Below are 13,502 nucleotides of genomic sequence, written 5' to 3'. Positions count from 1 at the left end.
AGGCAATAAAAATAGAAAAGAGAGAAAAAACTATGGCAGTTCAAATGGAATACGAAAAAGATGTAAAAGTAGCAGCACTTGACGGTAAAAAAATCGCCGTTATCGGTTATGGTTCACAAGGTCATGCTCACGCTCAAAACTTGCGTGATTCAGGTCGCGATGTGATCATCGGTGTACGTCCAGGTAAATCTTTTGATAAAGCAAAAGAAGATGGTTTTGACACTTACACAGTAGCAGAAGCAACTAAATTGGCTGATGTTATCATGATCTTGGCACCAGATGAAATCCAACAAGAATTGTATGAAGCAGAAATTGCACCAAACTTGGAAGCTGGTAATGCTGTTGGATTTGCACATGGTTTCAACATCCACTTCGAATTCATCAAAGTTCCTGCAGATGTTGACGTCTTCATGTGTGCTCCTAAAGGACCAGGACACTTGGTACGTCGTACTTACGAAGAAGGATTTGGTGTTCCAGCGCTTTACGCTGTCTACCAAGATGCAACAGGAAATGCTAAAGACATCGCTATGGACTGGTGTAAAGGTGTTGGTGCAGCTCGTGTAGGTCTTCTTGAAACAACTTACAAAGAAGAAACTGAAGAAGATTTGTTTGGTGAACAAGCTGTACTTTGTGGTGGTTTGACTGCCCTTATTGAAGCAGGTTTCGAAGTCTTGACAGAAGCAGGTTACGCTCCAGAATTGGCTTATTTTGAAGTTCTTCACGAAATGAAATTGATCGTTGACTTGATTTACGAAGGTGGATTCAAGAAAATGCGTCAATCAATTTCAAACACTGCTGAGTATGGTGACTATGTTTCAGGTCCACGTGTAATCACTGAACAAGTCAAAGAAAACATGAAAGCAGTTCTTGCGGACATCCAAAATGGTAAATTCGCTAACGACTTTGTAAATGACTACAAAGCTGGACGTCCAAAATTGACTGCCTACCGTGAACAAGCAGCTAACCTTGAAATTGAAAAAGTTGGTGCAGAATTGCGTAAAGCAATGCCATTTGTCGGTAAAAACGACGATGATGCATTCAAGATCTACAACTAATTTTTAAGAATATAAACAGAAGGCGAGTTGGGGGGAACCTAACTCGCTTTTTATCTTGAAAACTCATCTAGGAGGAGATTATGCTAAGTGCAAAAGATGTGGTGAAAGCCCACAAGATTTTGAATGGTGTAGTAGCCAATACACCACTTGACTACGATCATTATTTATCCGAAAAATACGGAGCGAAAATTTATCTTAAAAAGGAAAATGCTCAACGTGTCCGTTCTTTTAAAATTCGTGGGGCTTATTACGCTATTTCCCAATTGACAAAAGAGGAGCGTGAACGTGGTGTAGTGTGTGCTTCAGCGGGCAATCACGCTCAAGGAGTTGCCTACACATGTAATGAGATGAAGATTCCTGCAACAATCTTTATGCCAATTACGACACCTCAACAGAAAATTGGTCAGGTTCGTTTCTTTGGTGGTGATTTTGTAACCATTAAATTAGTAGGGGATACTTTTGATGCTTCAGCCAAGGCTGCTCAAGACTTTACCGTAGCTGAAAATCGTACTTTTATTGACCCCTTTGATGATCCCTATGTTCAAGCTGGTCAGGGTACGGTAGCCTATGAAATTTTAGAAGAAGCTCGTAAAGAATCTATTGAATTTGATACTGTCTTGGTACCTGTTGGAGGCGGAGGTCTCATTTCAGGTGTTTCTACTTATATTAAAGAAACAAATCCTCAGATTGAGGTCATTGGAGTAGAGGCTGAAGGTGCTCGTTCTATGAAGGCGGCCTTTGAAGCTGGAGGACCGGTTAAACTTAAAGAAATTGATAAGTTTGCGGATGGAATTGCCGTGCAAAAGGTAGGGCAGTTGACCTATGAAGCAACACGCAAACATGTAGAAACTCTTATCGGAGTGGATGAAGGTTTGATTTCTGAGACCTTAATTGATCTTTATTCTAAACAAGGTATCGTAGCAGAACCTGCGGGTGCTGCTAGTGTTGCAGCTCTAGAAGTATTATCCGATTATATTAAGGGCAAGACTATTTGTTGTATCATTTCTGGAGGGAATAATGACATCAACCGTATGCCAGAGATGGAAGAACGTGCCTTGATTTATGATGGTATCAAGCATTACTTTGTAGTGAATTTCCCACAACGTCCGGGAGCACTTCGAGAGTTTGTAAATGATATCTTAGGACCTCATGATGATATTACTCGTTTTGAATATATCAAACGAGCTAGCAAGGGAACTGGTCCAGTACTAATAGGGATTGCACTTGCTGATAAACATGATTATGCGGGATTGATTCACCGGATGGAAAAATTCGACCCGTCTTATATTAACTTGAATGGGAATGAGACCCTATATAATATGCTTGTTTAATATGCTATGAAATTTTTATCATATTATTTGCCTAACCTATTTACTAGTGCTATAATGTAAGTGAAGAAAGGGGGAGATTCCCATGGTTTTAAAAGTTATACTTGTTCTAATTATTCTAATGCTTATTGTAGGAGCTATATTAATGAGCTCAATCTATGTTGTTCGCCAACAATCAGTAGCTATCATTGAACGATTTGGTAAGTATCAAAAATTGAGCAATAGTGGTATTCACCTAAGAGCACCATTTGGGATTGATAAAATTGCAGCTCGTGTACAACTGCGTCTCTTGCAAAGTGAAATCATTGTGGAAACCAAGACTCAAGATAACGTATTTGTGACGATGAATGTTGCGACACAGTACCGAGTAAATGAACAAAATGTTACAGATGCTTACTATAAACTAATGAGACCTGAGGCTCAAATCAAATCTTATATTGAAGACGCATTGCGCTCATCAGTTCCTAAGTTAACTTTGGATGAATTGTTTGAGAAAAAGGATGAAATTGCATTAGAAGTTCAAAAACAAGTAGCGGAAGAAATGTCAACGTATGGGTACATTATCGTCAAAACGCTCATTACCAAAGTAGAGCCGGATGCGGAAGTCAAGCAATCGATGAATGAAATCAATGCTGCTCAACGTAAGAGAGTAGCAGCACAAGAATTGGCCGAAGCAGATAAAATTAAGATCGTAACAGCGGCTGAAGCAGAGGCAGAAAAGGACCGCCTACATGGTGTGGGGATCGCAGAGCAACGAAAAGCAATTGTTGATGGACTTGCTGATTCTATTAAAGAGTTAAAAGGAGCCAATGTTGAATTAACTGAAGAGCAAATCATGTCAATCTTGTTAACTAACCAGTATTTAGATACATTGAATAATTTTGCAGAAAAACAAGGTAATAATACAATTTTCTTACCAGCAAATCCTAACGGAGTTGAAGATATACGAACCCATATATTATCGGCTTTAAAAGCCAAGTAAACTAAATCTTAACGTCTTATTTGATTGGATATATGTTTTTTTATTGACAAATGCCATAAAAACGTATACAATTAAATATCGTAAAGAATAAAATAGGAGAAAAACATGGCTAAGACTAACTTTGAAAAAGTAGAATCAGTTGTTAGCTGGGTTCGTGATAAGAAGATCACTGGTTATCGTATTTCTAAAGAAACGAATGCACGTGAAATGTCTATCATTGCTCTAGCTCAAGGACGTGCAAAAGTTAAAAATATTTCCTTTGAAACAGCCCTTGGATTAATTGATTTCTATGAAAAAAATCATGAAAAATTTGAAGATTAATCTTTGGATACCAGCAGACTCTAATTAGGGTCTGCTTTTATTTATGGAACGGCGAAATAGCCATGCTATGACCTGCTCAACAAATCTATTTGTTAGAATGAACTAGGTTGACAGGGAGCTGAGTGATCTCATACTCTTCGAAAATCAAATTCAAACCACGTCAGCTTCGCCTTGCCGTACTCAAGTACATCCTGCGGCTCGTTTCCTAGTTTGCTATTTGATTTTCATTGAGTATCACTCATGAAAATCAAATAAAAGATTAGGAGTATAGCTACAAGCAATACTTGTTCAGGAAACAGAAGAAGGGATAAAAGTGATTTTTAAAGTATATAAAAAGAGGTCGGAATAAAAAACTCCGACCTTGATTTTTATATTTATGAGCCTTTGACTCAATGTTGATTGGGGATTGGATAGGAAAACAACTCTTGGTTTAAGAGGTTTATCCAACCGCTTTTGTCTTATCCTAAATAGCGTTGTAAAAATTCTCTTGTACGTTCCTCTTTAGGATTTGTAAATAAATCTTCAGGTTTGCCTTCTTCTGCAATAACACCTTTGTCCATAAAGATGACACGGTGTGATACGTCACGAGCAAATTCCATTTCGTGGGTTACAACGATCATTGTCAAGCCTTCTTGAGCTAGTTCTTGCATGATTTTTAGAACTTCACCGACCATTTCAGGGTCAAGGGCTGAAGTAGGCTCGTCAAAGAGAATGGCATCAGGATTCATAGAAAGCGCGCGAGCAATGGCTACACGTTGCTTTTGACCACCTGAAAGTTGCTTAGGTTTAGCTTGCCAGTAGCGCTCTCCCATTCCAACTTTTTCAAGGTTTTCTTTAGCAATTTTCTCTGCTTCTGATCGTTCACGTTTGAGAACGGTTGTCTGTGCAACAATCGTATTTTCAAGAACATTGAGATTTTCAAAGAGGTTAAAGGATTGGAAAACCATACCTAGTTTTTCACGATAGTGAGTGAGATTATAGCCTTTCTCGAGGACATTTTCACCGTGATAAAGGATTTCACCTTCAGTTGGTGTTTCGAGAAGATTGATAGAACGTAGGAAGGTTGATTTACCGCTACCAGAACTACCGATGATAGAAATCACTTCACCTTTGTGAATAGTGAGAGAGATATCTTTTAGGACCTCGTTTTGCCCGTAGGATTTTTTGAGGTGTTTGATTTCAAGGATTGGTTGACTCATTATTTCAAATCCTCCGTTTGCATTTGGTTAGCACCTGTCGTGTAGGTATCCATATCCATACGTTTTTCGATGAAGCGGAGGATACGCGTTACTGTGAAGGTGAGGACAAAGTAGATAACTGCTATGATGGTAAAGGTTTGGAAGTACTGGTAGGTTTGTGTTGCTACTGTATTTCCTGAGAAGTAAAGTTCTACTACAGAGATAACGTTCAATACAGAAGTATCCTTGATGTTGATGACGAACTCATTACCAGTCGCTGGTAGAATATTTCTAACAACTTGAGGCAAAACGATCTTACGCATGGTCTGGTTATGAGTCATACCAAGTGCAGTTGCCGCTTCAAATTGTCCCTTATCAACAGACAAAATACCACCACGAACGATTTCGGTCATGTAGGCACCGGTATTGATAGAAACAATAAAGATAGCAGCTAGCGTACGGTCTAGGTTGATCCCGAAAGCTTGGGCAGTTCCATAGTAGATAACCATAGATTGTACAATCATAGGTGTTCCACGGAAAATTTCAATATAGATATTGAGAATCCAACCGATTAGTTTTTGGATACCAAATATAAATTGGTTTTCAGATAGAGGTGCCGTACGGAAAACACCGATGGCAAGACCGATAGCGAGACCAACGATGGTACCGATAATTGAAATGAGAAGGGTAATACCGGCACCACGCAAGAGTTGTTGCCAGTTTTCAGTTAGAATTTTAGCGACTTGGCCAAAGAAATTACTGTTGCTTTCTTCTGTCGTTGTAGATTCTGCTGGTTGCTCTTTGATCATACGATCCATGAGAGCAACTTGTTCATCTTTAGAAATGGTTTCAATACTGGCATTGATTTGGCTGATACGTTCGTCGTCTTTACGAAGACCGATAGCGATAGAGGTATCCTCTTCTCCAGTTTTAAAACCAGGTTCAGGCTGAATCATTTTGAACTTAGCGTTTGCTGATTCGGCAGTTAGGGCTTCTGGTCGTTCAGAAACATAGGCATCAATGACACCAGCTTCAAGAGCTTGACGCATTTGAGCAAAATCTCCCATGGCAGTTTCCTTCTGAGCGCCTGAGATTTGTGAAATCAAATCATAAAGGTAAACACCTTGTTGAGAAGTGATTTTTGCTCCGCTAAAGTCATCTAATGATTTGGCGTTAGCATAGGCAGAATCTTTTTTGACCAAAAGCACTGGTTCGCTAGTATAGTAGCTGCTTGAAAATGCAATTTCTTGTTTGCGTTCAGCAGTTGGGCTCATACCTGCAATGATCATATCAATCTTACCAGAAGTAAGGGCTGGAACAAGTCCTTCCCACTTGGTTTTAACAACCAAGGGCTCTTTACCTAGGTCCTTAGCAATCTTTTTAGCTATTTGGACGTCGTAACCATTAGCATATTGGTTGGTTCCATCGATTTTGACAGCGCCGTTACTGTCGTCATCTTGAGTCCAGTTAAAAGGTGCGTAGGCTGCCTCCATACCGATGCGTAAATATTCATCGGCTTGGACCTGGCTAACTAGTCCTAAAGTAAGGGCCAGGCTAGCAAGGATAGTTAAGCATAATTTTTTCATGATTTCTCCTATCTCTAGTCTAAAATTGCTTCTCTCTATTGTATCGAAAAAGCGGAACTTTTTCAATCTTAGTAAACCCTTACTTGTAAAAAAATGATATAATGAGAAAAAGGTCAAAAGAGGCTATATTATGAAAAAAAGATGGTTAATAGTACTTATATTTACTTGTCTGATAATTGTTCCCAAACTGGTTTTTGCCTTGGATTATAGCATTCCATCCTATAAAGGAGAACTGTATATTCATGCAGACAATACAGCGGAATTTAGTCAGAAGATAGTTTACCAGTTTGAGGATGATTTTAATGGCCAAATCGTGGGACTTGGTCGTGCAGGCAAGATGCCTAGCAGATTTTATATTGATCCTCAGCCAAAGGTTGAGGCCTCTAAAAATGGTCATAAAATCGAAAATCTTACTAGCGAAGTAACAGAAGAAACGAATGGTTATACTGTTAAAGTTTATAATCCAGGTCAGGAAGGGGATAGGGTTGAAGTTGAACTTACCTGGCAATTGAAAAATCTTCTTTTCTTATATGATGATATCGCTGAATTAAATTGGCAACCCTTAACAGATAGTTCAGAATCTATTGAAAAATTTGAGTTTCATGTGATGGGAGATAATGGGGCCGAAAAACTCTTTTTCCACACAGGGCAACTCTATAGAGAGGGAAGGATTGAACAGAGTGGTCATGACTATACGATTCGTTTAGACAATCTTCCGTCTAGGCGCGGAGTTGAGTTGCATGCCTACTGGCCTCGAACTGATTTTGCTAGCGCTACAGATCAGGGCTTAAAAGGGAATCGTTTAGAAGAGTTTAATAAGATAGAAGAGTCGATTGTTAGAGAAAAAGATCAGAGTAAACAACTCGTTACTTGGGTGTTTCCTTCAATACTTTCCATCTCCTTGTTATTGAGTATCTGCTTCTATTTTGTCTATAGAAGAAAAACCACTCCTTCCGTCAAATATGCCAAAAATCATCGTCTCTATGAACCACCGATGGAATTAGAGCCTATGGTTTTATCAGAGGCTGTCTACTCGACCTCCTTAGAGGAAGTGAGTCCTCTAACCAAAGGAGCAGGAAAATTCACCTTTGACCAACTTATTCAAGCTACCTTGTTAGATGTGATAGACCGTGGGAATATCTCTATTATTTCAGAAGGAGACGCAGTTGGCTTGAGGCTGGTAAAAGAAGATGGTTTGTCAAGCTTTGAGAGGATCTGTCTAAATCTGGCCTTTTCAGGTAAAAAAGAAGTTGCTGTTTCCAATTTGTTTGCAGATTATAAGATTTCTGAGAACCTTTACCGTGGAGCGAAAGCTACTGATGAAAAACGGATTCAAACAAAAGGCCGTAAACTCAAATATTCTTTTGAAAGAGCATTGAAAGAGATGCAAGACGGGGTCAAGGACCGAGTCTCTTTCTTGGGGCTACCAGCTTATTATCGTCCCTTGACTAGCGTGGAAAAGGTCTTGCAAGTGAGCATGGGTGTTTCTACTATTTTCCCACTAATCATCGGATTTGGTTTGTTCTTGTACAGCTTGGACGTTCATGGCTATCTTTATTTCCCCTTGCCAATACTTGGCTTAATAGGTTTAGTTTTGGCTGCTTTCTACTATTGGAAGATTCGACTAGATAATCGTGATGGTGTTCTAAATGAAGCAGGAGCGGAAGTCTATTATCTCTGGACCAGTTTTGAAAATATGTTACGTGAGATTGCACAACTGGATCAAGTAGAATTAGAAAGTATTGTTGTTTGGAATCGTCTATTAGTTTATGCAACTTTGTTTGGATATGCTGACAAGGTTAGCCATTTGATGAAGGTTCACCAGATCCAAGTTGAAAATCCAGATATCAATCTCTATGTAGCCTATGGCTGGCATAGCATGTTTTATCATTCAACAGCGCAAATGAGCCATTATGCCAGTGTCGCAAATACGGCAAGTACTTACTCAGTATCTTCTAGTAGTGGAAGTTCTGGTGGTGGATTTTCTGGCGGCGGTGGTGGCGGCAGCATCGGTGCCTTTTAAAGAAAACTAAACACAGCTTATAAAAGTATGATATAATGGAGGATAGAAAAAGGAGTTATCTATGTATCTTATTGAAATTTTAAAATCTATCTTTTTTGGTATTGTTGAAGGAATCACGGAATGGTTGCCGATTTCAAGCACTGGTCACCTGATTTTAGCAGAAGAATTTATCCAGTATAAAGACCAGAGTGAAGCCTTCATGTCTATGTTTAACGTAGTTATTCAACTCGGAGCTATTTTAGCGGTTATGGTTATCTACTTTAACAAGCTTAATCCCTTCAAACCTGGTAAGGATAAAGTGGAAATCCGTAGAACTTGGCAGTTATGGTCCAAAGTTTTTGTAGCGACTCTTCCTCTTCTCCTTGTCTTTAAGTTCGATGACTGGTTTGATACTCATTTTCATAATATGGTGTCAGTGGCTATTATGTTGATTGTTTATGGGGTGGCCTTTATCTATCTTGAAAAACGCAACAAAGCGCAAGCGATTGAGCCAACAGTCACAGAGTTGGACAAATTACCTTATAAAACAGCCCTTTATATCGGTCTTTTCCAAGTGTTGGCTCTTTTACCAGGAACTAGCCGTTCAGGTGCCACTATCGTCGGTGGTTTGTTGAACGGTACTAGTCGTTCAGTGGTAACTGAGTTCACCTTCTATCTAGGAATTCCAGTTATGTTTGGAGCTAGTGCTTTGAAGATTTTTAAATTTATCAAAGCAGGAGAAGTGTTGAGTTTTGGTCAATTCTTCTTACTTCTAGTTGCTATGGTAGTAGCCTTTGCAGTCAGCATGGTTGCTATCCGTTTCTTAACTAGCTATGTGAAAAAACACGACTTTACGATGTTTGGTAAATACCGTATTGTCCTAGGTAGTGTATTACTACTTTATAGCTTTGTTCGATTATTTGTATAAGAAAAAGCCTTGAGGGAAGCTTCCTTCAAGGTTTTAAAATCCAGTCACAGTGACACCCAATAAGCGAACGTCTTTATCTTTATCTGTCAGAGATTCGTAAAGTTGGATAGCCATTTGTGAAATAGTTTCAGCATCTTGGATCTTTTGAGATAAGCTTTTCCGCTTAGTCATTGTAGAGAAGTCAGCATAGCGGATTTTTAAAATAATAATCTTTCCAGATTTTTCATGTTTTTGAAGACTCAGGGCAACTTTTTCCGAAAGGAGAGTTAGCTCTTTTTTGATATCCTCTTCTAGATTGAGAATTTTACTATAAGTTTTTTCTTTTCCAATAGACTTACGAATGCGATTGGATTTGACGGGAGAATTATCAATGCCACGAGCCTTGCGATACAAGTCAAAACCGAGTCGACCAAAACGATCAATGAGACTAATTTCAGAAATTTTTAAAAGATCAGCACCTGTAAATACCCCCATTTGATGCAATTTCTCAACTGTTTTCTTACCTACACCGTGGAATTTAGCGATATCCATTTGTTTGAGAAAATCTTCAGCTTCATCAGGGAGAATAACTGTCAGACCTCGAGGTTTTTGGTAATCGCTGGCTATTTTAGCTAAGAATTTATTATAAGACACACCAGCAGAAGCAGTCAGATGAAGTTCTTGCCAAATATCTTGTTGGATTAGTCGAGCGATTTTAACAGCGGACTTGATGCCGAGTTTGTTTTCAGTCACGTCTAGATAAGCTTCATCGATACTCATAGGCTCGATATTATCCGTATAACGTTTGAAAATAGCTCGAATCTGTTGACCGACAGCAGTATATTTGTCGTAGTTTCCAGAAATGAAAACTGCTTGAGGACAACGTTCATAGGCTTCTTTAGAACTCATGGCTGAGTGGATGCCAAATGCTCGTGCTTCATAGCTACAGGTAGAAACAACACCGCGACCACCAGTTTTTCTAGGGTCACTGCCAATCACAACTGGCTTCCCTTTAAGTTTGGGATTGTCTCGAATTTCAACAGCAGCAAAAAAGGCATCCATGTCAATATGGATGATTTTACGAGATAAATCATTCATTAGTGGAAAAATCAACATGGAGAAACCTCTCAGTGCTAGTTTGTTTAATTTTATTATACTCTTTTTCTGAAAAAATGAAAATCAAATAATCTCTTTCAAAAATATAATACAGTTTGTGATATATTTTGAACTGTATTAGAAAAGAAAGTATTAAAAAAGTGAGTTTTTAGTTGTTGAAATCGTTTACTGTGTGTTATACTGAATACATGAATGTAACAGATGGCTGTTACTAGAAAGAAAAAAGAGGAATTAACATGGTTGTTAAGACAGTTGTTGAAGCACAGGACATTTTTGACAAAGCTTGGGAAGGCTTTAAAGGTGTTGACTGGAAAGAAAAAGCAAGTGTATCACGCTTTGTACAAGCAAACTACACTCCTTATGATGGAGATGAAAGCTTCCTTGCAGGACCAACAGAACGTTCACTCCACATCAAAAAAATCGTAGAAGAAACTAAAGCACACTACGAAGAAACTCGTTTCCCAATGGACACTCGTCCAACTTCTATTGCTGATATTCCTGCTGGATTTATCGACAAAGAAAACGAATTGATTTATGGTATCCAAAACGATGAACTCTTCAAATTGAACTTCATGCCAAAAGGTGGTATCCGTATGGCTGAAACTACTTTGAAAGAAAATGGATACGAACCAGATCCAGCTGTTCACGAAATCTTCACTAAATACGTAACAACTGTTAATGACGGTATCTTCCGTGCTTACACTTCAAATATCCGTCGCGCTCGTCACGCACACACTGTAACTGGTCTTCCAGATGCATACTCACGTGGACGTATCATCGGTGTTTACGCACGTCTTGCTCTTTACGGTGCAGATTACTTGATGCAAGAAAAAGTAAACGACTGGAACTCAATCGAAGAAATCGATGAAGAAACAATCCGTCTTCGTGAAGAAATCAACCTTCAATACCAAGCATTGCAACAAGTTGTTCGCTTGGGTGACCTTTATGGAGTTGACGTTCGCAAACCAGCGATGAACGTTAAAGAAGCAATCCAATGGGTTAACATCGCCTTTATGGCTGTCTGCCGTGTTATCAACGGTGCGGCTACATCTCTTGGACGTGTGCCAATCGTATTGGATATCTTTGCAGAACGTGACCTTGCTCGTGGTACATTTACTGAATCAGAAATCCAAGAATTTGTTGATGATTTCGTTATGAAACTTCGTACAGTTAAATTTGCTCGTACAAAAGCTTATGACCAATTGTACTCAGGTGACCCAACCTTCATCACAACTTCTATGGCTGGTATGGGTAACGACGGTCGTCACCGTGTTACTAAGATGGACTACCGTTTCTTGAACACTCTTGATAACATCGGTAACTCTCCAGAACCAAACTTGACAGTTCTTTGGACTGACAAATTGCCATACAACTTCCGTCGCTACTGTATGCACATGAGCCACAAACACTCTTCAATCCAATATGAAGGTGTTACAACAATGGCTAAAGATGGATATGGTGAAATGAGCTGTATCTCATGTTGTGTATCTCCACTTGACCCAGAAAATGAAGAACAACGTCACAACATCCAGTACTTCGGTGCTCGCGTTAACGTTCTTAAAGCTCTTCTTACTGGTTTGAACGGTGGTTACGACGATGTTCATAAAGACTACAAAGTATTTGACATCGAACCAATCCGTGACGAAGTCCTTGAATTCGAATCAGTTAAAGCTAACTTTGAAAAATCTCTTGACTGGTTGACTGACACTTACGTAGATGCTTTGAACATCATCCACTACATGACTGATAAGTACAACTACGAAGCTGTTCAAATGGCCTTCTTGCCAACTAAACAACGTGCAAACATGGGATTCGGTATCTGTGGATTCGCTAACACTGTTGACACATTGTCAGCTATCAAATACGCTACAGTTAAACCAATCCGTGATGAAAATGGCTACATCTACGATTACGAAACAATCGGTGAATACCCACGTTGGGGTGAAGATGACCCACGTTCAAACGAATTGGCAGAATGGTTGATCGAAGCTTACACAACTCGTCTACGTAGCCACAAACTTTACAAAGACGCAGAAGCTACTGTATCACTTTTGACAATCACATCTAACGTTGCTTACTCTAAACAAACTGGTAACTCTCCAGTCCACAAAGGTGTATACCTCAACGAAGATGGTTCTGTGAACTTGTCTAAACTTGAATTCTTCTCACCAGGTGCTAACCCATCTAACAAAGCTAAAGGTGGATGGTTGCAAAACTTGAACTCACTTGCTAGCCTTGACTTTGGTTATGCAGCTGACGGTATCTCATTGACAACTCAAGTATCACCACGTGCTCTTGGTAAAACTCGTGACGAACAAGTTGATAACTTGGTAACAATCCTTGATGGTTACTTCGAAAACGGTGGACAACACGTTAACTTGAACGTTATGGACTTGAACGATGTTTACGAAAAGATCATGTCAGGTGAAGACGTAATCGTACGTATCTCAGGATACTGTGTAAATACTAAGTACCTCACTCCAGAACAAAAAACTGAATTGACACAACGTGTCTTCCACGAAGTTCTTTCAATGGATGATGCATTGCTATAAAATTCAGCAATACTAAAAACTAGCCAGTCTGATGACTGGCTTTTTTGATTTGAATAAATATCGTTATAAATTTACAGTTGGAAATTTATTTTCTAGACATAGGAATCCACTTCCTAAGGTCAACATTGTTAGGCTATCATTGCTGTTTATCATCAGTGAAGCTTGAAAACCAGCTCTTACTCGAAAAAAAGATAAGTAAAAGATATTTTCATATTTTATATCTTCAGTACCATAAATTTTTTAAAAAAATAATAGTCAAACTTGGTCAAACTTCTTGACTAAAACTGACCAAAGTGATATACTAAGAACATAAGGATAAGGAAAGTCCTTAGAAAACCTTGATTTTAAGATGATTGTATATACTATCTTAAGATCAAAGTATGGGTAAAACCTAGAAAAGAGGTACAACCTATGATGAACATTAGTATTTTTAGAAGTCCAATTACAAAACCTGTATTGGATAAAGAAAAACCTG

The 13,502-nt window shown here is 38.9% G+C and carries 10 protein-coding genes; 7 read left to right on the top strand and 3 right to left on the bottom strand.

What is annotated here, in order from left to right:
* Window positions 1-32 precede the first annotated feature (32 nt).
* From ilvC to O3611_RS06480, 4 genes are all read left to right on the top strand, one after another.
* Window positions 33-1,055, top strand: coding sequence for a ketol-acid reductoisomerase (gene ilvC / locus O3611_RS06495; protein ID WP_045763621.1), 1,023 nt, complete (start codon window positions 33-35; stop codon window positions 1,053-1,055).
* Between the two features lie 80 nt (window positions 1,056-1,135).
* A complete protein-coding gene (ilvA, locus tag O3611_RS06490; RefSeq protein WP_371608138.1) occupies window positions 1,136-2,386 on the top strand; it encodes a threonine ammonia-lyase IlvA in 1,251 nt (416 codons plus the stop codon).
* An 82-nt stretch (window positions 2,387-2,468) separates the two neighbouring features.
* Entirely contained in the window at window positions 2,469-3,365 is an 897-nt protein-coding gene (locus O3611_RS06485; protein WP_371608137.1) for an SPFH domain-containing protein, read from the top strand.
* Window positions 3,366-3,470: 105 nt separating this feature from the next.
* A complete protein-coding gene (locus O3611_RS06480) occupies window positions 3,471-3,686 on the top strand; it encodes a hypothetical protein (RefSeq protein ID WP_001140700.1) in 216 nt (71 codons plus the stop codon).
* Window positions 3,687-4,144: 458 nt separating this feature from the next.
* On the opposite strand, the gene O3611_RS06475 is transcribed toward O3611_RS06480, so the two are convergent.
* Window positions 4,145-4,885, bottom strand: coding sequence for an amino acid ABC transporter ATP-binding protein (locus O3611_RS06475; protein ID WP_000081949.1), 741 nt, complete (start codon window positions 4,883-4,885; stop codon window positions 4,145-4,147).
* Entirely contained in the window at window positions 4,885-6,450 is a 1,566-nt protein-coding gene (locus O3611_RS06470) for an ABC transporter substrate-binding protein/permease (protein WP_075232060.1), read from the bottom strand. Before O3611_RS06470 ends, O3611_RS06475 begins: the two co-directional genes overlap by 1 nt.
* A 130-nt stretch (window positions 6,451-6,580) precedes the next feature.
* Between O3611_RS06470 and O3611_RS06465 the strand changes: the two genes are divergently transcribed.
* Both O3611_RS06465 and O3611_RS06460 read left to right on the top strand, forming a co-directional pair.
* The gene (locus tag O3611_RS06465; RefSeq protein WP_371608136.1) at window positions 6,581-8,473 is read left to right on the top strand and encodes a DUF2207 domain-containing protein; all 1,893 of its coding nucleotides are present in this window, start codon (window positions 6,581-6,583) and stop codon (window positions 8,471-8,473) included.
* Between the two features lie 61 nt (window positions 8,474-8,534).
* Window positions 8,535-9,380 (top strand): undecaprenyl-diphosphate phosphatase, encoded by an 846-nt coding sequence (locus tag O3611_RS06460; protein WP_248034651.1) that lies wholly within the window; start codon window positions 8,535-8,537, stop codon window positions 9,378-9,380.
* 33 nt (window positions 9,381-9,413) lie between these two features.
* Here the strand turns inward: O3611_RS06460 and dinB are convergent, their stop codons facing one another.
* A complete protein-coding gene (dinB, locus tag O3611_RS06455; protein WP_248034650.1) occupies window positions 9,414-10,475 on the bottom strand; it encodes a DNA polymerase IV in 1,062 nt (353 codons plus the stop codon).
* A 236-nt stretch (window positions 10,476-10,711) separates the two neighbouring features.
* Between dinB and pflB the strand changes: the two genes are divergently transcribed.
* The gene (gene pflB, locus O3611_RS06450) at window positions 10,712-13,027 is read left to right on the top strand and encodes a formate C-acetyltransferase (protein ID WP_371608135.1); all 2,316 of its coding nucleotides are present in this window, start codon (window positions 10,712-10,714) and stop codon (window positions 13,025-13,027) included.
* Window positions 13,028-13,502 lie beyond the last annotated feature (475 nt).

The sequence above is a fragment of the Streptococcus sp. 27098_8_91 genome (assembly GCF_041432385.1).
Classification (GTDB): Bacteria; Bacillota; Bacilli; order Lactobacillales; family Streptococcaceae; genus Streptococcus.
This window is presented reverse-complemented; position numbering and strand designations above follow the sequence as displayed.